Origin of the sequence: Acinetobacter kanungonis, assembly GCF_009939195.1 — a bacterium.
In the GTDB taxonomy this organism is placed as follows: Bacteria; Pseudomonadota; Gammaproteobacteria; order Pseudomonadales; family Moraxellaceae; genus Acinetobacter; species Acinetobacter kanungonis.
In genome coordinates, this window is the sequence record NZ_JAACKC010000003.1 from 196,767 (window position 1) to 219,940 (window position 23,174).

Annotated in this window: 25 protein-coding genes and 3 tRNA genes; 14 read left to right on the forward strand and 14 right to left on the reverse strand. The window is 44.0% G+C overall.

The genetic code is table 11. From position 1 onward, the window contains the following. Nucleotides 1–54: 54 nt before the first annotated feature. The gene (locus GWK51_RS07170; protein ID WP_161933186.1) at nucleotides 55–1,767 is read right to left on the reverse strand and encodes an electron transfer flavoprotein-ubiquinone oxidoreductase; all 1,713 of its coding nucleotides are present in this window, start codon (nucleotides 1,765–1,767) and stop codon (nucleotides 55–57) included. Nucleotides 1,768–1,954: 187 nt separating this feature from the next. Here GWK51_RS07170 and GWK51_RS07175 point away from each other — a divergent pair, with 187 nt between their 5' ends. The 5 genes from GWK51_RS07175 (at nucleotide 1,955) to GWK51_RS07195 (ending at nucleotide 6,366) form a co-directional block, all read left to right on the forward strand. After that, a complete protein-coding gene (locus GWK51_RS07175; RefSeq protein ID WP_161933187.1) occupies nucleotides 1,955–2,566 on the forward strand; it encodes a DUF1285 domain-containing protein in 612 nt (203 codons plus the stop codon). Between the two features lie 47 nt (nucleotides 2,567–2,613). After that, nucleotides 2,614–3,489 carry a glutamate racemase gene (gene murI, locus GWK51_RS07180; protein WP_100240472.1) on the forward strand — a complete coding sequence of 292 codons (876 nt, stop codon included), beginning with the start codon at nucleotides 2,614–2,616 and terminating at the stop codon, nucleotides 3,487–3,489. A 108-nt stretch (nucleotides 3,490–3,597) separates the two neighbouring features. Next, on the forward strand, nucleotides 3,598–4,617 hold the full coding sequence (locus GWK51_RS07185; protein WP_161933188.1) for a DUF4062 domain-containing protein: 1,020 nt from the start codon (nucleotides 3,598–3,600) through the stop codon (nucleotides 4,615–4,617). Between the two features lie 75 nt (nucleotides 4,618–4,692). After that, nucleotides 4,693–5,706, forward strand: a complete 1,014-nt coding sequence (gene hemH, locus GWK51_RS07190; RefSeq protein ID WP_161933189.1) for a ferrochelatase — start codon at nucleotides 4,693–4,695, stop codon at nucleotides 5,704–5,706. A gap of 15 nt (nucleotides 5,707–5,721) precedes the next feature. Then, nucleotides 5,722–6,366 (forward strand): MBL fold metallo-hydrolase, encoded by a 645-nt coding sequence (locus GWK51_RS07195; protein WP_161933190.1) that lies wholly within the window; start codon nucleotides 5,722–5,724, stop codon nucleotides 6,364–6,366. Here the strand turns inward: GWK51_RS07195 and GWK51_RS07200 are convergent. Continuing rightward, complete coding sequence (locus tag GWK51_RS07200) at nucleotides 6,363–6,554, reverse strand: DNA gyrase inhibitor YacG (RefSeq protein WP_161933191.1); 192 nt, start codon at nucleotides 6,552–6,554, stop codon at nucleotides 6,363–6,365. The two genes, GWK51_RS07195 and GWK51_RS07200, sit on opposite strands and share 4 nt — an antisense overlap. Nucleotides 6,555–6,637: 83 nt before the next feature. Between GWK51_RS07200 and GWK51_RS07205 the strand changes: the two genes are divergently transcribed. Genes GWK51_RS07205 through GWK51_RS07215 form a run of 3 tightly spaced genes read left to right on the forward strand, consistent with a single transcriptional unit; the run spans nucleotide 6,638 to nucleotide 8,970 of the window. Beyond that, complete coding sequence (locus GWK51_RS07205; protein ID WP_171519159.1) at nucleotides 6,638–7,306, forward strand: class I SAM-dependent methyltransferase; 669 nt, start codon at nucleotides 6,638–6,640, stop codon at nucleotides 7,304–7,306. Between the two features lie 3 nt (nucleotides 7,307–7,309). Further along, a complete protein-coding gene (locus GWK51_RS07210) occupies nucleotides 7,310–8,509 on the forward strand; it encodes a TIGR03862 family flavoprotein (RefSeq protein WP_161933193.1) in 1,200 nt (399 codons plus the stop codon). A 53-nt stretch (nucleotides 8,510–8,562) separates the two neighbouring features. Then, the gene (locus GWK51_RS07215; RefSeq protein WP_161933194.1) at nucleotides 8,563–8,970 is read left to right on the forward strand and encodes a GFA family protein; all 408 of its coding nucleotides are present in this window, start codon (nucleotides 8,563–8,565) and stop codon (nucleotides 8,968–8,970) included. A gap of 82 nt (nucleotides 8,971–9,052) precedes the next feature. On the opposite strand, the gene GWK51_RS07220 is transcribed toward GWK51_RS07215, so the two are convergent. Together GWK51_RS07220 and GWK51_RS07225 are read right to left on the reverse strand one after the other, a co-directional pair. Further along, a complete protein-coding gene (locus tag GWK51_RS07220; RefSeq protein ID WP_161933195.1) occupies nucleotides 9,053–9,604 on the reverse strand; it encodes a hypothetical protein in 552 nt (183 codons plus the stop codon). Between the two features lie 22 nt (nucleotides 9,605–9,626). Further along, nucleotides 9,627–10,400, reverse strand: a complete 774-nt coding sequence (locus GWK51_RS07225) for a class I SAM-dependent methyltransferase (RefSeq protein WP_161933196.1) — start codon at nucleotides 10,398–10,400, stop codon at nucleotides 9,627–9,629. Between the two features lie 278 nt (nucleotides 10,401–10,678). Here GWK51_RS07225 and GWK51_RS07230 point away from each other — a divergent pair, with 278 nt between their 5' ends. From GWK51_RS07230 to GWK51_RS07240, 3 genes are all read left to right on the forward strand, one after another. Continuing rightward, nucleotides 10,679–11,968, forward strand: coding sequence for a hypothetical protein (locus GWK51_RS07230; protein ID WP_161933197.1), 1,290 nt, complete (start codon nucleotides 10,679–10,681; stop codon nucleotides 11,966–11,968). 118 nt (nucleotides 11,969–12,086) lie between these two features. Further along, the gene (locus tag GWK51_RS07235) at nucleotides 12,087–12,284 is read left to right on the forward strand and encodes a hypothetical protein (RefSeq protein WP_142769613.1); all 198 of its coding nucleotides are present in this window, start codon (nucleotides 12,087–12,089) and stop codon (nucleotides 12,282–12,284) included. A 99-nt stretch (nucleotides 12,285–12,383) separates the two neighbouring features. Next, complete coding sequence (locus GWK51_RS07240; RefSeq protein WP_161933198.1) at nucleotides 12,384–13,337, forward strand: 2-hydroxyacid dehydrogenase; 954 nt, start codon at nucleotides 12,384–12,386, stop codon at nucleotides 13,335–13,337. Nucleotides 13,338–13,421: 84 nt separating this feature from the next. On the opposite strand, the gene GWK51_RS07245 is transcribed toward GWK51_RS07240, so the two are convergent. From GWK51_RS07245 to glyQ, 6 genes are all read right to left on the reverse strand, one after another. Further along, nucleotides 13,422–13,847, reverse strand: coding sequence for a hypothetical protein (locus tag GWK51_RS07245; protein ID WP_161933199.1), 426 nt, complete (start codon nucleotides 13,845–13,847; stop codon nucleotides 13,422–13,424). Nucleotides 13,848–14,035: 188 nt separating this feature from the next. Next, entirely contained in the window at nucleotides 14,036–14,644 is a 609-nt protein-coding gene (locus GWK51_RS07250; protein WP_161933200.1) for a hypothetical protein, read from the reverse strand. A gap of 311 nt (nucleotides 14,645–14,955) precedes the next feature. Beyond that, complete coding sequence (locus GWK51_RS07255) at nucleotides 14,956–15,345, reverse strand: hypothetical protein (RefSeq protein WP_161933201.1); 390 nt, start codon at nucleotides 15,343–15,345, stop codon at nucleotides 14,956–14,958. Nucleotides 15,346–15,416: 71 nt separating this feature from the next. After that, a complete protein-coding gene (locus GWK51_RS07260; RefSeq protein ID WP_161933202.1) occupies nucleotides 15,417–16,382 on the reverse strand; it encodes a hypothetical protein in 966 nt (321 codons plus the stop codon). Between the two features lie 68 nt (nucleotides 16,383–16,450). Then, a complete protein-coding gene (gene glyS / locus GWK51_RS07265; RefSeq protein WP_161933203.1) occupies nucleotides 16,451–18,523 on the reverse strand; it encodes a glycine--tRNA ligase subunit beta in 2,073 nt (690 codons plus the stop codon). Beyond that, on the reverse strand, nucleotides 18,523–19,512 hold the full coding sequence (gene glyQ / locus GWK51_RS07270; protein ID WP_100240491.1) for a glycine--tRNA ligase subunit alpha: 990 nt from the start codon (nucleotides 19,510–19,512) through the stop codon (nucleotides 18,523–18,525). Before glyQ ends, glyS begins: the two co-directional genes overlap by 1 nt. Nucleotides 19,513–19,772: 260 nt before the next feature. Here glyQ and GWK51_RS07275 point away from each other — a divergent pair, with 260 nt between their 5' ends. Together GWK51_RS07275 and GWK51_RS07280 are read left to right on the forward strand one after the other, a co-directional pair. After that, on the forward strand, nucleotides 19,773–20,186 hold the full coding sequence (locus GWK51_RS07275) for a lysozyme inhibitor LprI family protein (RefSeq protein ID WP_161933204.1): 414 nt from the start codon (nucleotides 19,773–19,775) through the stop codon (nucleotides 20,184–20,186). A gap of 115 nt (nucleotides 20,187–20,301) precedes the next feature. After that, nucleotides 20,302–21,411: an HPP family protein gene (locus GWK51_RS07280; protein WP_161933336.1), complete on the forward strand. Its 1,110-nt coding sequence runs from the start codon at nucleotides 20,302–20,304 to the stop codon at nucleotides 21,409–21,411. Between the two features lie 84 nt (nucleotides 21,412–21,495). Here the strand turns inward: GWK51_RS07280 and GWK51_RS07285 are convergent, their stop codons facing one another. Beyond that, nucleotides 21,496–21,762 (reverse strand): PspC domain-containing protein, encoded by a 267-nt coding sequence (locus GWK51_RS07285; protein ID WP_100240493.1) that lies wholly within the window; start codon nucleotides 21,760–21,762, stop codon nucleotides 21,496–21,498. A gap of 292 nt (nucleotides 21,763–22,054) precedes the next feature. Between GWK51_RS07285 and GWK51_RS07290 the strand changes: the two genes are divergently transcribed. Further along, nucleotides 22,055–22,714: a hypothetical protein gene (locus GWK51_RS07290; RefSeq protein WP_161933205.1), complete on the forward strand. Its 660-nt coding sequence runs from the start codon at nucleotides 22,055–22,057 to the stop codon at nucleotides 22,712–22,714. A 106-nt stretch (nucleotides 22,715–22,820) separates the two neighbouring features. Here GWK51_RS07290 and GWK51_RS07295 read toward each other — a convergent pair. The 3 genes from GWK51_RS07295 to GWK51_RS07305 all read right to left on the reverse strand — a co-directional run bounded on the left by GWK51_RS07295 (nucleotide 22,821) and on the right by GWK51_RS07305 (nucleotide 23,114). After that, a tRNA-Lys gene (locus GWK51_RS07295) sits at nucleotides 22,821–22,896 on the reverse strand. 48 nt (nucleotides 22,897–22,944) lie between these two features. After that, nucleotides 22,945–23,020, reverse strand: a tRNA-Lys gene (locus GWK51_RS07300). A gap of 18 nt (nucleotides 23,021–23,038) precedes the next feature. Continuing rightward, nucleotides 23,039–23,114, reverse strand: a tRNA-Lys gene (locus GWK51_RS07305). Nucleotides 23,115–23,174 lie beyond the last annotated feature (60 nt).

Genomic DNA, 23,174 nt, shown 5'->3' on the forward strand with positions numbered 1-23,174 from the left:
GGAGATCATGCAGATCTCCAGAGTGAGGTCGGGCATAGCCCGAACCTAGGTGAATTACATATTAGGGTAATTCGGACCACCGCCACCTTCAGGCGTTACCCATGTGATGTTCTGTGATGGATCTTTAATGTCACAGGTCTTACAGTGAACACAGTTCGCTGCGTTAATCTGGAAACGTTTTGAACCATCATCATTTTCCATGATTTCGTAAACACCCGCAGGGCAGTAGCGCTGAGCAGGCTCATCCCATTTTGGTAAGTTCACGTTCACAGGAATTGAAGCATCAGTCAGTTTCAAATGTGCAGGCTGATTTTCTTCATGCACGGTGTTTGAAACAAAGACTGAAGACAAACGGTCAAAGGTTAACTTGCCATCTGGTTTTGGATAGTTTGGTTTAACGCTTGCCGCATCGACAGTTTTTAATGTGCTGAAGTCAGGTACCAAGTCATGTAGTGTGAATGGCACTTTAAAGATGTTTTGGTCGATGAAGTTAAATGCACCACCGCCGAACGTGCCAAATTTATGCATCGCTGGACCAAAGTTACGCGCGTTGTATAACTCTTCTTTTAACCAGCTGTTGTTGAATTTTTCAGTATAAGCCGTGAGTTCTTTCGCGAAGAAGTCTTCACCTTCGGTGACACGAGCAATGGCAAGATCACCACCTTTTTCAACACCCGCTTGAATCGCTTCAAATACCGCTTCACCACACAACATGCCTGATTTCATGGCCGTGTGAGAACCTTTAATTTTGGCAAAGTTAAGGAAGCCTGCATCATCACCAATTAAAGAACCGCCCGGGAAGGTGAATTTAGGCAGCGAGTTGAAACCACCTTTCACAACTGCACGTGCACCATAAGAAATACGTTTGCCGCCTTCCAGATACTGTTTCACCAGCGGATGGGTTTTCCAGCGCTGCATTTCTGCAAATGGGTACATATGTGGGTTTTCATAAGATAAATCCACGATCATGCCCAAAGTCACTTGGTTGTTTTCTGCATGGTATAACCACCAACCGCCTGAAGAACCTGTTTCACTTAAAGGCCAGCCTGCACCGTGCATCACCAAACCTGGTTTGTGTTTTGCAGGGTCAATTTCCCAAAGTTCTTTAATCCCGATACCGTAGTGTTGCGGATCGGCATCTTTGTCCAAATCAAACTTGGCAATTAAGCGCTTACCTAAATGACCACGACAGCCTTCAGCAAAAATGGTGTATTTGGCATGCAGTTCATAACCCGGCGTAAAGTTATGCGTTGGTTCGCCATCTTTACCAATGCCCATGTCACCCGTTTGAATACCTTTGACTGTACCATCTGCATGGTAAAGGACTTCAGCTGCCGCAAAGCCCGGGAAAATTGAAACTTCAAGTTCTTCAGCTTTTTGACCTAACCAGCGGACCACGTTACCTAAAGAGATCACGTAGTTGCCATCATTGTGCATGGTTTTAGGTACCATCCAATGTGGCGCTTCTTGCGCTTTTTCAGGCGACATCAAGAAATAGGTTTTATCTTCCGTGACTGGAACATTTAAAGGCGCGCCTTCTTCTTTCCAGTTCGGGAATAATTCATTGATTGCACGTGGTTCTAGTACAGCACCAGAAAGAATATGCGCACCGACTTCGGAGCCCTTTTCTACCACACAAACGGATAAATCAGATAAATTGTTTTCAATCGCAAGTTGACGAATTTTGATCGCAGCAGAAAGACCTGCAGGGCCTGCGCCTACGATAACGACGTCAAACTCCATCGATTCACGTTCGATGTGTTCCATGTAGGACTCCTCATATTACTTAAAGGTGGCAACTGTATGACTCTTTACAGTGCTGCCATGAGTGTTCTTAAATATTCGGCACAGATGGATTATCGTGCCTTTTATATTGTGGGCTAGTATAGTTTTAAACCGCGGTCTAGCCAATTGGCTGAATCATAATATTTTTACGTCAGGGAGGCATTAATTCATGGTAAATCAAACTAATTCCATCAGTCCGACGAATAATTCAGCGAAAAATGATGATAAAAACTTAATGAGTATTGTACAAGACTTAAAAAGTGCACAGGGCGGTCACAAAAGGTCAATCCCCCCTTTGGAGCAATGGCAGCCAAAGCATTGTGGCAAAATGGATTTGAAGGTTTTTGCGAATGGAGAATGGTGGCACGAAGGTCAATTGATTAAGCGCCAGTCCTTACTGGACCTGTTTTCGAGCGTTCTATGGAAAGAAGAGGGGCGCTTTTATTTAAAGACACCTGTAGAGCAAATTGAAATTGAGGTGGAAGACGAAGCGTTATTCGTCAACCAAGTTGACTCTACGGTCATTGATGGGCAGAAATTCATTCAATTCACCACCACCAATCAGGATGTGATTCTTGTGGATGAAGAACATCCAATTTTTATGCGTGAATTTGCAGGAGAACTGCGCCCATATGTGCATGTACGCTGGGGCATGAATGCCTTGATTCAACGTTCCGCCTTTTTTCATCTGATCGAGATGGGCGAGCTGCTTGAAAATGCACAGGGCGATACCATTTTAAACCTACAAAGCGGTGATTTTCACTTGCAATTGGGCACCTGAGGTTTAAGCTTGATCCATTCCCATCTTTTCTTTGTAAATAGCGTGTCATGACAGCGATCCATCCGATTTACCCTTTAGTTAATCCCATGCCCAAAGCGCAATTGGATGCCCCGATTGGTATTTTTGATTCAGGCATTGGTGGGTTATCGGTGGCGCAGGAAATTGCACATTATTTGCCAAATGAACGCATTCTCTATTTTGCCGATACCGCTAATGTCCCTTATGGCCCGCGCGAGGATCAGGAGATTCGCGAGCTGACTGCGCGTGCGATTGAATGGTTATATCGACAAGGTTGTAAAGTGGCTGTGGTCGCCTGTAATACTGCTTCCGCTTTTAGTCTGGATTATTTGCGTGAGCATTATGGGGAGAATTTCCCGATTATTGGTTTGGTGCCTGCACTCAAGCCTGCGGTGCTGCAAAGTCAGAGTAAAACCGTTGCCGTGCTGGCAACACCTGCAACTTTTCGCGGTAAATTAATTCACGATGTGGTGCAGCGCTTTGCCGAGCCTTCACATGTCACCGTCATTCCTGTCACTTGTTTAGATTTGGTGCCGTTTGTCGAAAATGGACAGCAAATGAGTCCTGCCTGTTTAACGACGCTAAAACAGATTTTACAGCCCGTGGTGGACCAAGGCGCAGACTATTTGGTGCTCGGCTGTACGCATTACCCGTTCTTAAAACCAGCGATTGAATCAATTTTTGGGCAAAAAATGACATTAATTGACTCTGGATATGCCGTTGCGCGTCAAACTTCCCGTATTTTGTTAAAAAATGAGTTATTATTTGAACAAAGACGGAAGGATGGCTTACCGCGCATAGAATGTTATGTCAGTGGGAATAATGCCGCGCATTTAGAACCGATATTGCAACATCTGATTCAGCCTGATTTGAGTTGGAGTATCCACAATATCTCGATGCAATAAATGCAGAACAATAATCCGTCTTAACACTTGAGTATCAATATTAAAAATTGGGGTTGTAATACCACAAGACCTTGATTGTGGGATGCAAAGAAAGGATGAGGATAACCAATGATCGATAAGCGTTATCAAGTATTTATTTCGACATCTGGTGCGGAGATGCAACCAGAACGGATGGTTTTGTCCCAAACTTTGGTGGGCATGGGTTTTTTCTCTTGGGGATTAGAACAACGAACACCCCTGAGTACCGCTTTTGCACGTCGCCAGATTGATGATTGTGATTATGTGATTCTGCTTTTAGGCAGCCAATACGGGGAGCAGTCGGTTTCGGGTGTGGGCTATATGCATCTGGAATATATTTATGCCGTGACCAAGCAAAAGCCGATTATCGTATTTATGCATGATGATCCTGCTGCACGTGACCCCGCCTTACATGATCAAAAGCCTGAGCTGAAAGAAAAGTTCAACGAGTTCCGTAAACTGTTGCAGCAGGAAGTCGATCAAGTCTTTAGCTATCGTACTTTGCGTGATCTAGAGATGGCGGTACGTTTGAATATGACGCAAATGCTGGAACGTTATCCTGCTACAGGATGGGTGCGTCCACAAAATACTCAAGCTTTGCATGATGAAATTGATCGCCTAAAAGCCAAAATGGCGCAATTAGAACGCGATTTGGGAACACGAGAAGCAGATCCATTTTTGACCTTGCCCAAAGTGGCGATGAATGAAGCTTTTAGTTTTGAGTATCGTGTACATGCCTATCAAGATGGCAATTTTAAAGAATTGAAAATTCAGAAAACCCTGACATGGGCGGAATTATTGGCGGTATTGGGCAGTACCTTTGTTAATCCCACCCCTGAAGAATATTTTTCAAAACGCATCAATGAGTTCTTGAATGAAATTGGACTGCAAGATGCGCGGATGGAAATGCCACGCGCGCATGCGGTTGCACGTGCTCAAATCAACATTCGAGCTTTACATAATATTAAAATGCAGATGCGTCAGAATGAATGGATCAGTCCTGCGGGGCGGGATGATCGTCAACGCTTGTTGTGGAAGTTGACGCAGAAGGGACATAACCTGATCGAAAGTCATTTGCTTTCAGATGATCGTGTTTCTCTATCGAAATAATTGTATTAATTCATATTTAATTTAACTCAAAAGTTGATAAAGTGAGTGGGTTGAATTAGAAATGAAGATTGCATAATGCCTGCGGAAAAAGCAAAGATCAGCGTTATTTTGGCCAATTTGGGGACACCTGATGCACCCACGGCACCTGCAGTAAGAAAGTTTTTACAACAATTTCTGTCTGATCAACGCGTGATTGAAATTCCCAAGCCGTTATGGCAAATCATTTTGCGCTTATTTATTTTGCCGTTTCGTCCGAAACGTGTGGCACATGCCTACGCCAGTGTCTGGGCTGAAGATTCTCCGATGCGGGAAATTCTCCTCGCGCAAGTCGCACAGGTTCGTGAGACTTTATTGGCACAATATCCAGAGTTTGAGTTAAACGTGGTTCCTGCCATGACCTATGGTCAACCGGGCATGGTCACTGTACTGGACAAGCTCAGTCAAACCCCGCAAGACCATATTATTTTACTGCCATTGTTTCCACAGTATTCAGCGACCTCGACCGCGCCTTTGTATGATTTATTGTCCCAGTGGATGCAAAAGCAGCGTAATTTGCCGGGTATTTCGATTGTGCGGGATTACTATCAGCATCCTTTATATATTCAGTCTTTGGCACAGAGCGTCCAAGAGTATTGGGCAGCTCATGGTCAGGCGGAAAAGTTATTGATGTCTTTCCATGGTATTCCGCAACCTTATGCCGATAAGGGCGATCCCTATGCAGATCGTTGTCGTCAAACCGCGCAATTGCTGGCTCAAGCCCTGAATTTGAGGGAAGATCAATGGGCCATTAGCTTCCAATCTCGTTTTGGGAAACAGGAATGGGTCAAGCCTTATACCGATCAATTGTTACAAGATTGGGCGGAGCAAGGGGTGAAATCGGTGCAGATTATGAGCCCTGCATTTTCAGCCGATTGTTTGGAAACCTTAGAAGAATTGGCGATTCAGAATGCAGAGTTATTCTTGTCTCATGGTGGTGAGCACTACGCTTATATCCCTGCGTTGAATGCGCGTGAAGATCATCTGCAATTGCTCTTGAGCTTATTGCAAGCTAATCTTGATGGCTTAAAACAAACATTGGCATCTGCTTAAGAGAGAGCTGCGACTATGCTTCAAGTGAAAATTGTACCTGTAACTGCATTTCAGCAGAACTGTTCGATTCTTTGGGATTCAGAGAGTAAAGAAGCAGTGCTGATTGATGCAGGCGGTGAACCTGAAAAATTACAGGCAGAAGTTGAAGCATTGGGTTTGAAGGTCAAAGCGTTGTGGTTAACCCATGGGCATTTAGATCATGCAGGTGCAGTCGGTGCGCTGAGCCGTATCTGGAATGTACCTGTGATAGGTCCACATAAAGAAGACCAGTTCTGGTTGGATATGCTGCAAGACGTTTCCGCACGTTATGGTTTTCCAATTCCAGAAAAAGTTGAAGTTACGCAATGGCTGGAAGGTGGTGAGACCTTACAGCTTGGTTCGCAAAGTTTTGAAGTTCGTTTTGCACCCGGTCATACCCCAGGTCATGTGATGTTCTATAACGCTGAAAATGCATTGTTATGGACAGGGGATGTGTTGTTTAAAGGCTCGATTGGTCGCACTGATTTCCCGCGTGGTAATCACCAGCAGCTGATTGATTCAATCAAGCGTGAATGTTTTAGTTTGCCTGATGAAACACAATTTATTTCAGGTCATGGACCTTTAAGCACCATTGGTTTTGAAAAACAGCACAATCCGTTTGTAGCGGGTAAGGCGGGTTAATCTTCGTAATCATCTTCGTGGCGCTGCAAGCCAGCTTGCGGTGCATCCTCGGTAGGTAATTTATATTCATCATTTGCCCAAGCACCCAAATCAATCAATTTACAACGCTCTGAGCAAAATGGTCGAAATGGATTGCCTTCCCAAGTTGAAGGTTCGCCACAACGTGGGCAAGCAAAGGTCTTCGGCATGATTGGCTCCTGAGAAAAGGCTGGGAAGATTTGGTCAAAACTTTGTGCAGTGTTAGACTGGCGCAGATTTTCTTTAGTTTGATCTGATTATGCCGATTCGTCAATTTCAAGCACAGCACATGCATGCCCCTCGTGATTTTATCATGATTGATTCAGACCCGATTTGTGTGGAAATTGGAGCAGGTAAGGGGAAACATGCCTTATTGTTTACCCGTGAACATCCAGACAGCCAATTGATTGCCATTGAACGCACACGCGAAAAATTCTTGGCGATGCAAAAACAGCATCAACTGGAAGGTCAAACCAATTTACAAACAGTGCATGCCGATGCTCTACCGTGGATTGTGCATGCCTTGGCACCACAGCAAGTACAGCAATTCTTTATTTTATATCCAAATCCAGAACCACATAATCCAGCACAGCGCTGGTTAAACATGCCGTTCTTCGAGTTCTTATTGTCTCGTTTACGAGTCGGTGGACAAATTACCCTTGCCAGTAATATTCCTGAATATATTGCAGAAGCAGAACAGCAATTACTCGAAGTATGGAAACTGCCTTATGTGAAAGAAGTCATCGCTTCAGATTCAGCACGTACGCATTTTGAAATCAAATATTTGGAACGTGGTGAATTGTGCCAGCAATTACTGATTCAAAAGCCTGAACATTACCGCACGCGTTTTGATGATTTTCAGGCTTTGGCAGGTGTAAATGTGCCAAAACACACTACTACCGATACGCCAAGTGATGCCTAAGTCATGAAGCAACGCATTGCAATTATTGGGGCGGGTCCTGCGGGTTTAATGGCAGCCGAAGTCTTGAGCCAATGGGACTATGAAGTGCATGTGTATGAGCAGAAACCCTCTGCTGCGCGTAAGTTTTTGATGGCAGGCAAGACGGGATTGAATATTTCACATGCCGAGCCACTTGCGCAATTTATTCAGCGTTATGATCAGGCAGAGTGGTTGGCAGATTGGATCCGCCGTTGGGATGCCACGTGGATTCAGCATTGGATGCAGGGCTTGGGAGTGGAATCTTATGTCGGTTCCTCAGGGCGTATTTTCCCAATTGAGATGAAAGCCGCACCCTTGTTAAGAGCATGGTTAAAACGTTTGGCTGAACAAGGCGTGCAATTCCATTACCGACACAGTTGCATGGGAATTCAATCGAATACCTTGCAGATTAAAGATTTACTCCAGCAACACGAGTTTTCTGAAGATTTTGCTGCGATTGTACTGGCATGTGGCGCTGTTTCTTGGCCGCAATTGGGCAGTGATGGGCAGTGGCAAAACTGGCTGTCTAACGAACAGTTGAATCCGTTTCAAGCCAGTAATGCAGGTGTTGAACGCGCATGGTCGAATTTTATGCAGCCAGTTTTTGGGCAACCCCTGAAACGAGTGGTTGCTTGGGTCGATCCTACACAAAAGAGTCAGGGGGATATCGTCATCACCCATTATGGCTTGGAAAGTGGACTGATTTATAAACTGGGCAGAGCGTTAAGGGAGCAGTCGAAAAAGCAGTTAATGCTAGATCTGTTGCCTGAACTGAGTCATGCACAATTGGTACAAAAACTACAGCCGAGCAAGAAACAATCTTTAAGCAATGTCTGGCGTAAAGCAGGTCTGGATGCCGCAAAGGCCAGTTTAATTCGTGAATTGGTGCCAAAAGCGGGCTGGAATGACCCTGAAAAATTGGCGTCGCAGATTAAACAGTTGCCAATTGCTTTAACGGGTTTTCGTCCAATTGAGGAAGCGATTAGCTGTGCAGGCGGCGTGAAACGTGAAGCACTGACGACTCATTTGCAGTTAAAACAGCAGCCACAGATTTTTTGTTGTGGCGAAATGCTGGATTGGGATGCGCCAACAGGTGGTTATCTCTTAACGGCGTGTTTTGCCACCGGACGTGCCGCAGGTGAAGGGGTGCATGCCTATCTGTCTCAGCAACAAAAAGTGATGTAAAGCCTGACAGAGTCATGCTAGTTTAAAACTCCTCTAATCACAGGGCAGAACTGATGTCACAACAATATTATGCGGGAAGCTGTTTATGTGGGGCAATTCGTTACGAAGTGCGCGGTGAAATTGGCGATGTGGTGCAGTGTCACTGCCAGCGTTGCCGTAAAGCCAATGGGACAGCCTTTGCCACCAACGCGCCAATTAAAAAGTTAGACTTTCAGTTGGTACAAGGTGAACAATTTTTAAAATCGTACCAGTCAACTGCCACCACAGAACGCTGTTTCTGTAGTGAATGTGGTTCACCTATTATGAGCGTTAAAGCGGATACACCAGAGTATTACCGTTTGCGTATTGGGACTTTGGATACGCCGTTAGCACAAAAGCCAAGCATGCATATTTTTGTTGATTCTAAGGCGGAATGGGATGTGATTTGCGATCAATTGCCGCAATACCCTGAACGTCCTTGAGACAGTGATCATGAAAATGAAAAGACCAGAGGTTTATGACTTTCTGGTCTTTTTTATGTGCAGCTCTTTTATTTAACGAGGCTTAAGACTTAGTTTTTTCAGTACTTGGATATTGTGCTTCCCAATGATCCAATTGTTCTTGTGCATGCAGGAATTCACCCAAGCCTTTAATATTGTCTGGGGTCGAGTTGGGAATATCTTGGGAGGTTTTGCTGGTGTTGTTCAGAAGCTTGGCTTGATTTTCCCAATACTGTGCCATCAGTCCTTGAATATATCGCCCTTGTTCGGTTTTTAAATCCAGATCTTTGAGCATGGTCAATGCCGATTGGATATTGTCCTGTTTGCGGCTGCGGGCAAACTCATCGGTGAGGTTGCCATTGTCCCGCATCTTAATCAGTTCATCTTCCATTTCATCGCTCATTTCACTAAAACGACGGTCATAGTCAAGGAGCAGGGCAATATCATGCTGATCATCTGCAGTTTGCGGGAATTCTTTAATTGGGGAAGATTCCAGCTCCTGCATCATCCGATCTTCGGAAGGATCTGGGGCATCAGCTTCGTTGTTTTTACTGCACCCCGTGAACAGTAGCAAGCTGCAAAGCAGAGGCAGTAAATAGGCTTTAAAGTTACGCATCGTGGTTATCCTAAAGAATATTTTATGTTGTTTTCTTAAAATTATACGCGTAGGTGACATAAGGGAAAGCAATTTCGTCATGTGGCGCTTTACCCGTGTAATCGGTAACAATCTGTTCAAACTGTGCTTTTAACTGCTGTTGCTGAATGGCTGGCATTGCGGCAATAAAACTGGTCGAGAGCAAGCGCTTGGACACCACTTCATCAACCCGTCCAAAATGCACATGCGGGAAGGTTTTGATCTGATCCAGTTCAAACAAAAACTGCTGTTCAAACACCTGTTGCCATTGCCCGCTATGAAAGCGCGGCGTGTCACCTTCGAGGGGTTCGAGCACATCTGCCAATGCTTTGACCCAATCGACCTGAATATCGCGTTGATTCCAGACCAAACCCAGTTGCCCATTGGGTTTTAAGACTTGATGGATTTCGTTCAGGCTTTCAATCGTGGCAAACCAGTGAAAAGATTGTGCACAAATCACTGCATCGATACTTTCCGAGGCAATCGGCAGTTGTTCACTGCTGGCTTGCAAGGTTGAAACCTGCGGATAGGCATGTTTTAACTGCGCCAACATTTCACTGATCGGTTCAACCGCGATGATCTTGCTGGTCACTTGTTGCAGGTAAGGCAGGAATTTTCCTGTACCCGAGCCCAAATCGACCACTGTCGATTGCGCATCTAAATTTAATTGTTGTAACCAAGTCACGATCTGCTGTGGATAATTTGGACGTGCTTGTTGATAAAGTTCAGCGGCAGAACTGAAGCCTTGTTGTGCGGCAGGATGAAGTGATTGTGTCATATTTTGCGCTTTTTTATCTGCTGGGCATCTATAAAATAACATAGTCCCTGTTGATGGATATTAGCAAGCCTGAGCTGGATGTGTTTTTCTGATACATACATCTGCTGATGCATACGTTAAAATGCTGCCACGGATCTGTGATGCCGTTGAATTATCTTGTTGTTGATTGTGATTGAGATGACAGTCAGCACATTCTCCTACATAGACAGCGTGATAGGCTGCTGGACTATGAATTTTATTGATACAAAAAATTAGGGCCGATTTGTTTCGGTGTGGACATGGATAAACACATTATTTTTGAAGACGAACAAATTCGCGCTATTTTTTTAAAAGGTTCGTCAGACGAGTTAGTTTTTTCTTTTGGTGACTTGATTACCCGTGCCAAAGGACTTGCAATAAACGCTGAAAAATCATTAGCCAAATTTGAGTTTAATGTGATTGGCATTATGCCCAAAGAAAAATCATGGTTTCCTGCGGAGTCCATGCACAATTTATTCCAAGCCATTGAAGAGCTGATTGCACCCTTCCAAAAACGCATTGGCTATGGTGGTTCAATGGGTGGCTATGCCGCCATTAAGTATTCCAATTTGTTGGGCTTAAGTCGTGTAGTGTCTTTGGTGCCGCAGTTTTCGATTGACCCAGAGGTGGTTGAAGACAGCCGTTATAACATGTTCTATCACCCAGAACTGAATGCAGATATGCAGGTTCAGGCGCAGGATATTGAGGCAGACTGCGAATATATCGTGGTCTATGACCCTTACTGTGCCGAAGATCGCGCGCACTTTGTTGAATTAGAACAAGTGATTCCTGAGATTAAAGTGCTGAACTTGCCGTTTACAGGACATGATGCCATCGCTGTGCTGGCAAGTTCCGAGTTGCTCAAAGACTTTTTAACCCGTGAATTTGACAGTGTCTATTTCTATCAAAAAATTCGTCAGGTGAAAAAGGGCAGTAAGTTCTATTACCGCAAAGTCATTGAAACCCTGTTGCCGCATCACCGCCGTTCGCTGGGGAAAATTCTCAGAAATAATGACATGCAGCTCGACAGCCAGTTCTTCGATGCCAAGCTCAAACAAAGCATTATCCGTCAGTTGCTCAGCAACCGTCAGGTCAGTGAGCAGGACTTGCTGAAACTGGGCATTCAGGTGAACTTGCCACAGGAAAGCAACAGTCAGTTGCTGGACAGTTTTGGGCATGGTCTGGTGTTTAACGTGATTAGCCAGAAAATTGAAAGTTATGCGCAAAATGCGATTAACCTGAACCATAAGTTCCTGATTCCGATTTTTGCCAAGGGTACAGGGCTGGTACAGATTAGTCTGAATGATGAGCGTTATGTGATTGCCATGAATGACCGTCATGTGATGAAACTGTTTAAAGAACAGGATGAATTGTCAGGCGGTATGCATCCACTGGTGTTAAAAAAATATAGCGACTATTACTTGCTCAGCTATAAGCAATTTAACCTCAGCAGTGATGAATATGGCGGCAATGACTTTGTTGAAGATACGCCAGATACTGCCAAGTTCATGACGCAGCCAGAAGAATCGGAAGAACCTGAACAGGCTTAAAAATTAGGTGAATCTTATTCGATTTGTATCGCTTGATTTTTAATTGAATAGGTTTAAGATTGAAGGAGTGGATAAAAAACATCCACTCTTTTTTATTATTCACTCAAGGTCAGGTTGTATGAATAGGATATTTATACCTGCTGTACTTTTGTCTATCACACTGATTCTCAGTTTGATTTATCTCATTTCTCAAGGTTTTGATCTGGCAGCGATGGTCTTTGTCAGTGGCGTCTTGGTGCTGCTGATGTTGGCAAGTTATGTCTATCAGCAAATTCGACTGTCGGTGCGTGAGTGTATAAAGGAATCCACAAAATAGTGGATTTTTCTTTTTTCACACGCATGTATTGAACCCAAACCTGCTTTGGCTTTTAATGAACTGCATACAGGTCATGAGCAACATCAGCAGGAGCGTCGAATGAAAGCAGTATTTTTAGATGTGGAATCTTTAGATCAGCACGATCTGGATTTGAGTCCCTTAACTGCTGCTTTTGATGCGTTGACACTTTATCCTGCCACTGCACCTGATCAGGTGTTACCACGGGTGCAGGATGTGAATGTCATCATCACCAATAAAGTCCAGATTTCTGCACAAGTGATGCAGCAATGTCCGCAGTTAAAACTGATCTTAATTTCTGCCACGGGCACCAATAACGTCGACTTGGTTCAAGCCAAAGCGCAAGGTATTGTAGTATGTAATTGTCAGGGTTATGGCACTTCGGCGGTGGCACAGCATACCTTGGCGTTGATGCTGGCACTGGCGACTTCACTGTTGAAATATGACCGTGCAGTGAAGCAGGGCGCATGGAATACCGCTAAACAATTTTGTTTGTTGGACTTTCCAATTGTGGAATTGGCAGGCAAAACTTTGGGGATAGTCGGTTACGGTGAGTTGGGACAGGCGGTAGCCAAGCTGGCACAAGCATTTGATATGCGGGTCTTGATTGCAGGCTTGCCTGATCGCCCGCAACGTGAAGGTCGTTTGCCTTTGGCGGAGCTATTGCCTCAGGTCGATTTTCTTAGCTTACATTGTCCATTGACTGAATCTACCCGAAATTTAATCAGTACGGATGAACTGGAAATTATGAAAACCAGTGCCTTTCTGATTAATTGTGCCCGCGGGGGCATTGTGGATGAAGCGGCTTTGGCACAAGCATTACGTGAAGGGCGGATTGCAGGTGCTGCAACTGATGTATTGACGGTGGAACCACCGAAAGCGGGTAATGTTTTATTGGCAGAGGATATTCCAAACCTGATTATTACCCCGCACAGTGCATGGGGCAGTGTCGATGCCAGACAGCGTATTGTGCAGCAAATGTTGGAAAACTTTATGGCTTATCAGCAGGGGCAACCGATTCGCCAAGTCGCTTAAGCTGATGTGATATTTTCACGTTTCAAATGAGAAAAGCGCAGTGTTTATGCTGCGCTTTTTAATTTTGAGACAGAGCAAATGGACTTAAAGCTGTCCATTCTGAGCAGGTGCGTTATTCGGTTGACTTAATGGATGTGATTCAATTGGGACAGGTGGGCTGTTTGGATCGCCTAAGACGCTGGCTTTGGCTTCATGCCATTTTTTATTGACTGTCGCAGCCGCTTTTTGTGAGTTTTCCTTGGCAATTTCTGCCTGTTCTTCACTATAGGTTTTGGTGCCTTCCCAAGTTTCAGCCACTTTCGGTCTGACTTTGGCAATGCCTTCTTGGGTAGTACGATCTACGGCATTGGCGGCATCTTGTGCGGTATCTAAGGTTTTTTGCCCCAGCACTTCAAAAATATTGGGATTGTCTCCATAGCCTTTTTTCTTGCTACTTTCTGCGGCATGGGCAGGGAGCGCCATAACCATAAACACCGTACTCGAAATTAAGGCGGCTTTCATCAACTGCATGCACATAGTCCTCTATTGCTCTGCACTATGTAGGCGAAAACACGCTGTGGGCTGGCATGTTTTGCATAGTGTCACGACCGAATGGATACCCCATATTCTGCTGTATCCCATCGGACGTCAAGAATTTTCATTGCGTGCTAATGCACAGCTTGGTTTAAAAATGTGTCTATTCAAACGGATTGGCAGAATTATTTTGGTGTGTTCACTGTTGTTTGTGATGAAACTCCAACCTGAGTTTTGGCAACTGGAGTATGTACTCCCACTTGTGCGCTCACATCTGCCTGTGCGGGTTGGGTCAATGCCGTTTTAGTCTTGTTCCAAGTACGCTCAGTTGAGGTTTTACCTTGCTGCATTTTTTGTCCTAAATAGGCTTGAGTACGTTCAGCTTTCTCTGCACTGTAATTTTTGGCTTTGCTTGCGCCTTGATTAATGTTTTGCGCTTGTTCTGCGCTGAACTGTTTGGTGTTGTTCCATGCCGCTTTACTGGTAGATTTAGTGTGTTCAGCACCATTTTCGATGCCTTGACCGACGCGCTGGGTTGCTGTGCTGAGTCCCTGTCCAACTTGGGTAGTCGCATGTTGAATGCCATGCCCAGCATTTTCTGTTGCTGTACTTAAACCATTACCGACTTTTTGGGTAGATGTACTTACACCTTCATGAATATTGTGTAGTACGCCGTGCGCATTGCCTTGTGCTTCGGCAGAGGCATTGACCTGTCCATTGACTGCTACGTTAGCAAAGACCGATGCAGAAGCAAAAAATGCGGTACTCATTAGCGCTGTTTTCATCATGTTCATGTTAGATATTCCTCTATGACGTCACTCCGTATTATGGGAGTGCTAAATGAGAGCCATCATAAACAGGTTTAAAGCGTGTTTTGCGCTTTGAGATGAAAGTTACACAGTTCCGCACAGCAGTTTTACAGTTGGCGCACGATTGTAGAGATACACGTTCGTTTGAGGGTGTTGATGTGTCTGAATGCTGCCATTTGTTGGCATCAGCAACGTTATGTAAGCGCAGGGAAGATGTGGAAAATGAATTTATGGCTTTGAATTTTAAGCATTCTTGAAAGGCTTTACGTCATGTGGACGCAAAGCCTGTGTGTCTTTTAGTCACATTGTGCAACGGCATCTTTAGCGAAGTTTTTACGTAACTTGATAAAGTTTTGTTGAACATCGGCATTATTCAGGTCAAAATTGCTGGCTTGGCTGGTGCCATCTTTCGCGAAGGTTGCTGTAGCGCCTGTAATGAGCGTGTTGCCTCTAAATGACCATTGTTCAACGACTTTGTTGCCGTCTAAATTCCCCGTAAATTCGATGACGCATTTGTCTGCAAATTTGGTCAGTTTGGCTTTGTTATCAGTGGTGTTCGGATATACATCTAGGTTTTGAACTTCTTGCAGTACACCTGTTTCCATTTGTGGAATTTTAGGAGATGAAGTACATGCTGTAAGTGCTGCGCAAGTGAAGCCCGTAAGTAAAAGTGTTTTTAATTTCATATAACGTTCTTTCTTGTTGAGTGTTGTTAGCTTGAGTATAGGGAATTGAATTTAGATTGGCTAGTTCGATATTAAGGGATATATCCTGAAGCACCTAATCGATCTCGGCTGAGATAATATGCTCCTTTATAATTTAATAAAGTCAGTAAATATTTCCGTAATAGATCGCTAACATCTCTTCGGTCTTCTATAGCTTGCTCCATATAATTTTCATCTCCGAACGGTAATAAAATGCCTTCGTGGATCATTCTATGACGTTTCATTAAGAAAGGCGTTATTTCATCCCTATTAAAATGGGATGCTTCAAACATTCTCAATGTCATTTCAGTTGATGTAATTTGACCATACATTTTATGTACATATTTTTTTCTTTTCCCTTTAGGTAACCAATAATCTTCTACGTTTGTAGGTGGATTATCCAAAGGTGGAAAATCTTTATGCGTGAAATGTTGTCCTGAATATTCATATCGATTATCTAGCGCAAACGTATTTTTTAGATTTTCTATCGCAACGTAATGTGAAATTAGAGTTATCTCTAAAGCTAAAGTGGAGCGATTGGCTTCACATAAATAACCGAAGACTACCGTAAGCTGTCTAATCGATTTGAGTTTTTTAAAAGTTGGATAAGTTTGCTCAATAAAGTTGCGGATTTCTTTACCACTATCTTCAATTATTGTACGAAGTGGATTAACAGCAGCTCCTGAACAGTTTGTTCCATATTCGGCTGAACCGATTTTATGGCTATAGCGTCGAACTGGAGATTGTTGAGCAAACGACAGTAGCCAGCAAAGATCATCAATGACTTCTAAAACATGCTCAACTTGATCGGAACTAATGTTTTCAATAGTAATTTTAGTGGTAATTAAACTTTGATTTATAAATTCACTTTGCTTTAGGTGGATATTAAGCTGCTTAAATTCAAACTTAAAACCTTCACATTCTATGACTGTTGTATCACGAATTCGCTGATTATTATGGTTAGAGAGGTTTTCACCTAACATGAATAAATTGATAAGAAAGACTTCTAAATTTTCCATATTTATTTTTAATAAAAAACCCCACTAATTTATAGCGGGGTTCTCTTTAATTTACAATCAATTAAGGCTTAGTGCTGCAACACTGAAATATCCGCAACACTTGTAAACAAGCCACGTAACTGAGCCAGTAAACGTAAACGGTTGGCTTTCAATTCTGCATCATCCGCCATCACCATTACGCCATCAAAGAAGGCATCAATTGGCGCGCGAAGGGCAGCTAATTTAGAAAGTGCTTCGGTGTAGTCTTTCGCAGCCAATAATGGCTCAACCACTGGAGTAATCGCTTGAAGTTCTGCGAATAAAGCTTTTTCAGCATCTTCAACCAGCTTCGCTTCAACTACTACCGCACCTTCTGGTGTCGTTTCTTTCGCAAGAATGTTGGCAACACGTTTGTTTGCCGCAGCAAGCGCAGCCGCTTCAGCCAAGTTACGGAAGTGATTGACCGCATTCACACGCTTGTCAAAATCAAGTGGAGATTTTGGAGACAAGGCTTGAACCGCTTGAATCACATCAATCGCAACACCTTGGTCTTCATATTTCGCACGGTAACGACCTTCTAAGAATGCAACTGCATCTGCCAAAGTCTTGTCGTGATCTTTCAATACATCGCCATACGCCGCTAAAGCCAACTTGATGAGTGCTTCAATTGAAACGTCAAGGTTGTTTTCAGTCACTAAACGCAAAATACCAATCGCAGAACGACGTAATGCAAATGGGTCTTTTGAACCTGTAGGCGCTTGACCAATACCAAAAATACCTGTGAGCGTGTCTAAACGGTCAGCAAGGGCAATGGTGGTGCCTGTCTTGGTTTGTGGTAATACATCACCCGCAAATTTAGGTAGATACTGCTCGCCTAAAGCTTCAGCCACTTCGTCATTTTCGCCTTCAAGACGTGCGTAGTAAGTACCCGCAATACCTTGAAGTTCTGGGAATTCACCCACAAGTTCAGAAGTTAAGTCACATTTTGCTAGAAGTGCTGCTTTTTCAGCATCAGCAACGGTTGCACCTGTAATTGGCGCAAGCGCTACAGCGAGTTTTGCAATACGTGTAGATTTGTCCCAAAGCGTACCCAATTGTGCTTGGAAGACCATGTTGGCAAGCTTTTCTGAACGAGAAGCCAATGGTTGCTTTTGGTCTTGCAAGAAGAAGAATTCAGCATCCGACAAACGTGGACGTACCACTTTCTCGTTACCTTCAATAATTTGTGTTGGGTCTTTAGACTCAATGTTTGAAACGGTAATGAAGTAAGGTTGTAACTTGTTGTCTGCATTCACCAAACAGAAGTACTTTTGGTTGTCCTGCATGGTGGTAATCAAGGCTTCTTGAGGAACAGCAAGGAAGCGTTCTTCAAAGTTGGCACGTAATGCGACAGGCCATTCAACCAATGCAGTCACTTCATCACGCAGATCCGCAGGTACAATTGCAATCGCATTCACTTCATCTGCCAATGCTTTGACTTGCTGGTCGATGATCGCTTGACGTTCTTCAAAATTCGCTACAACTTTCGCTGCACGAAGCGCATCTAAGTAAGCATCTGCATTCGCTAAAGTAATCGCTTCGGGCGCATGGAAACGGTGACCATAAGTCACGTTGCCAGCTTTGTGATCCTGGATGGTCGCTTCAACCACTTGATCGTCTTTCAGTAATACGACCCATTTTACAGGACGTACGAATTCGGTACGGCTTGCCGCAGAACGCATACGTTTTGCAATTGGCAAGTTGTCCAAAGCTGTTTGTAAAATTTGTGGCAAGAGTGCTTCAAGGCTTTGACCTTTCACATCTTTCAAGAAGCACACTTTTTCAACTTTACCTGCTTGGAACGTCGAAACTTGATCTGCTGTAATGCCTTGACCGCGCATAAAGCCTTCTAAAGCTTTAGTCGGTTTGCCTTCAGCATCGTAGGCTGCTTGAACCGCAGGACCATCAAAACGCTTTTGCGTGTCAGCTTGTGCTGCATCAACATTGACAATTTTAAGGGCTAAACGACGTGGCGCTGCATAGGCTTCAATCGCATCAAATGCCAAGCCTGCATCTTTTAAGCCTTTTTCAGTTTCAGCTTTTAGGGCATCGCGTAAAGTTTTGAGGCTTTTTGGTGGAAGTTCTTCACAGCCAAGTTCAAATAAAACAGTATGTTTAGACATTATTTGTTCTCCGCTGCTTTTTCTGCTTGAGCAGCTTCTGCTTCAACCTGAGCTTTGAGTTGCGCTAAAACTTCATCACGTAAATGTGGCTCTGCCATTGGGAAGCCCAATTCCGCACGCGCTGCTACATAGCTTTGTGCAATCGCACGTGCCAAAGTACGCACACGTAAAATGTAACGTTGACGTTCAGTCACCGAAATAGCACCACGTGCATCAAGTAAGTTAAAGGTATGTGATGCTTTAACTACTTGTTCATAAGCAGGAAGAGACAATTTCGCTTCAATTAAACGGTTGGCTTCGCCTTCGTAGAAATCGAACAATTCAAACAATTTGTCGACAGGGGCATATTCGAAGTTATAGGTCGATTGTTCTACTTCATTTTGATGGAACACATCGCCATAAGTCACTGTACCGAACTGACCTTTGGTCCAAACCAAGTCGTAAACCGAGTCTACACCTTGGAGATACATCGCCAGACGCTCTAGACCATAAGTGATTTCACCTGTCACAGGGTAGCACTCAACACCACCGACTTGCTGGAAGTAAGTGAACTGAGTCACTTCCATACCGTTCAACCAAACCTCCCAACCTAAGCCCCACGCACCGAGCGTTGGAGATTCCCAGTTGTCTTCTACAAAACGGATGTCATGAACCAGTGGGTCAATCCCTATTGCTTTTAAAGAGTCGAGGTAAAGCTGTTGGATATTGTCTGGGTTTGGCTTCAGTACCACTTGGAATTGGTAGTAGTGCTGTAAACGGTTCGGGTTTTCGCCATAACGACCATCTTTCGGACGACGTGAAGGTTGTACATAAGCCGCGTTCCACGTCTCTGGGCCTAAGGCACGAAGGAATGTCGCAGTGTGGAAAGTTCCTGCACCCATCTCCATGTCATAGGGTTGTAAAACCACACAACCTTGTTCAGCCCAGTAGTTTTGTAAGGCAAGAATTAAGCCTTGAAATGTATCAATATGCGATATGGCGCGACTCATGGTGCATCCATTAAAAATTAGAGAAAAATTGCCCCTAAGTATAAGGATTTTGCAGGGGAGTGGCAAAGGGTTCAGTTGGAATCAGCAATTTAATATTTGTGCACAGCTTTGTGGTTTTTCGGTTTAAAAGTCGGTTGATAAGCGGTGATCCGAAGCTTAGGTATTTATCTTGCAAGATACCGCATACGTTTTGTGATTTGGGGAATGATTCTGCATTTTGCTATAGTGAGGACAATGCATAACAACAAAAGCCATAACCTATGCTGAAATCGATTTCTTTTATTTTATTGCTCACACTTTTTTGTAGTGGCGCGGTCTATGCGCAACCAGCTCAAGAAGAGCCTGATCCTTATAATGCGTGTGTTGAGCAAACCATTCAAGAACAGCAGCTTGCCAGTATCAATAACAGCGTGGTACAGATTTGTTCCGACCAAGCCAAGCACGGCTATGAAAAGCAAATTGTGGCCTTGCTCGATCAAATTCGGGTACAAAGTGCAGATTGGAAGCAGCCTGAGCGTTACCAAGCCATTTTGAAATCACAGCGTTTGTGGAAAACTTATGTCGATCAAGAATGTGAGAATGCAGGGCAGTATATTGGTTCACCGATGTATGCTTATTGCCCGATGCAACACTATGCAGAGCGGGTGTTGCAGTTACAGCTCTATATCGACTAAATCTTAAAGGTTTAAGAATTAAAAAAGTTGATTGTTATAACCTGTAAAATAGATACATCTTATTGTTTAGCCCACGTATAATTTGCAAGCCTGCCTAGAATAAAGAAGGATGACCGTGTTTCAGACTCAGCTTGAATGGTTAAATCATCTCAAACCCAATTTTAAAGTGTTACCTTTGAAGGAACGCCTAGTCTGCGGTTTCGGTGCATTATTGGGTCTGACACTGTCATCTTTGATCAGTTGGTGGGTACTAGGTGATATTAACGCATGGTATATCGCCCCTATGGGCGCTTCATCTGTCTTGTTGTTTGCTGTACCTTCCAGTCCATTGGCACAGCCGTGGAATATGATCATTGGCAATACGTTGGCGGGTTTTATTGGCGTAACGTGTGCGCTGTATCTGCCGAATTTAACGGAAGCCTTTAGTATTGCGGTGGCGTTGTCTATTTTCCTGATGATGACCACAGATTCTTTACATCCGCCCAGTGGTGCAGTCGCCATTACTGCGGTACTGGGTGGGAAAAACGTACATGACATGGGCTATGCGTTTATTGCCTATCCAGTGCTGTTGAATTCGCTGTTGTTGTTGCTGATTGCGATTGGGTTTAATCGGATGTTGGGGCGTCAATATCCGCAAACGGCACAGCTCAATTTACGTTCTAATGATCCGACCCCAACGCAAAAAGTCACCATTCAGCCACAAGATATTCAGAATGTCTTGGAACATCAGCCGCAGTTGCTGGATATCAGTGAATATGATTTACAGAAGATTATTCTGAAGGCACAGCAAATTGCCAACGCGCGTGCGGTGAATGAACTAACCTGCCAAGACCTCATGTCTAAAGATGTCACCATGTTGAATGCGCAGGATGATATTCATCTGGCTTTGGATAAGTTCAAGCAGATTAACTTGATGAGCTTGCCTGTGGTGAATGATGCACGGCAGTTGGTGGGGACTTTGGCGCTGTATGATGTGGTGGAATGGTTTAAACGTGCTGCTGACCCTAAAGCCAGTTGGGAACATCAGGTGCAACAGATTATGAATCGACAAGTGGTGACGGTGCAGCCAAGTCAACCCATCCAAGATTTGGTGCCGTACTTTGTTGAGCGCTCATTTAACTATATTCCTGTGGTTGAGCAGCAACAACTGGTCGGTATGATTAGTCGCGCAGATATGATTGCGGCATTGAACCAGCAATTGATTCAACTGAAACAGCAAAAATGATGGGCTGATATAAAAAAAGCTACGACTCTTTGGGGAAAAAGCCGTAGCGACCAAAACGGTAGGTCAAATGATGTTCATGAAAACCTATAATGGCGATTTGTGATTATTTACGGTCCGCATTGGACGCTGGTAATTCGATGAATCGGAATAACTCTCGTCCTGACGTTTTGGAATCACTAACCATAAAACCAAATACACAAGAATGCCTGGAAAAGCGGCACTCATCACTGAAACTAAAAAGAAGATAATTCTTAATAAGTTTGCGTTCCAACCAAAACGTTCAGCAATACCGCCCATAACACCTGCAATTATATTTTGGCGATTCGAACGATATAAACCAACATTGGCCATCGAGGTCTCCTTAGAAAATAACTGAGAGATTTTATGTAATCTCATAATTAATAAATGGTGATGCAATTCAATTTTTAAAGCAAAGCCAGCATGAAAATAGTTAAGTTATGTAAAGAAAGATTTGCTCTGAGCTGCGCTGTACATAAAATGTGATCAAATTTACAGATGCCTTTATTTTTGACAAGCAAATACAGGCACTTGCGATGCTATTGCTGAATTTAAGGAAAAATAATGCCATAGCATTTTTTACCCTTTGGGTGCTCGGTCAAATGAAAGTGGATTGTGTATTAACGTGATGAAATGGAACAGTTTAAAACTTCGTCCGAAGTTCGGCTGGCAGCTCTTGGGTTGCCTATGCGCCAGTCTGGTGGTCGCGGCGTGTAGCCGATCGTCAACGCCAGCGGATGAGCCGACGGCTTCTGCCGCAGAAGAGCAGCCCGCATCAGTTGTCAATCCGCCTCAGTCTGGTAAAAAACTCACGGAACTGGCAGGGCAGGCAAGTATGCCGGACAATGAAGCAGCATCTACGGTACAACAGGCTTCAGCCGAGGATAAAGCCCCTTATATTGGGCGCTATCACGTTCAGATTTCCTGTAAAGATGATTTTGTGCAATGCTCGGAAGGCTCTGCAGAATATATTTTGACCTTGGCTGCTGATGGTTCTGCGTATCGCAGTATCATTTATACGGGAAAACTGTTTAGCGAAAAAATGGCGGAAGACAGTAATATTCGCACTTACCGCCGAGATACATGGTCGGTCAATCCTGAAAATGCTGAACTGGTGGTGCATTTAGAAGAAGGTGCAAAATTTTATTATCGGGTCGACCAGCAACATAATTTAATTCTAGATATAGATCGAACTTTAGACTTGAATAATCAAACCAATCAGCACTTTTTCGCAGCAGGTTATCCCATGCCGACACAAGCGTATCGCTTGATCAAAGATCAATAATACTGGGCTTAAATTTGTTGAAGAGCTAAAAAAATATAAACGCAAGCTTAGAGCTTGAGAGCAGCAGTGCTGAAGAGAAATAAATTTGAAGAAGCTTTGAAATAAATGGTGGGTCGTCCGCGACTCGAACGCGGGACCAACGGATTAAAAGTCCGCTGCTCTACCAACTGAGCTAACGACCCATTTAGAATGCTTTCATATTATGACAGCTTTTTAATCAAGCTTAAAGATGGTGGGTCGTCCGCGACTCGAACGCGGGACCAACGGATTAAAAGTCCGCTGCTCTACCAACTGAGCTAACGACCCATCAGGAATCAAAATAAGTGGTGGGTCGTCCGCGACTCGAACGCGGGACCAACGGATTAAAAGTCCGCTGCTCTACCAACTGAGCTAACGACCCATCTCGTTTTGATGGAGCGTATTGTAGCAAGATATGACACGAGCGCAAGAGAAAAATCGC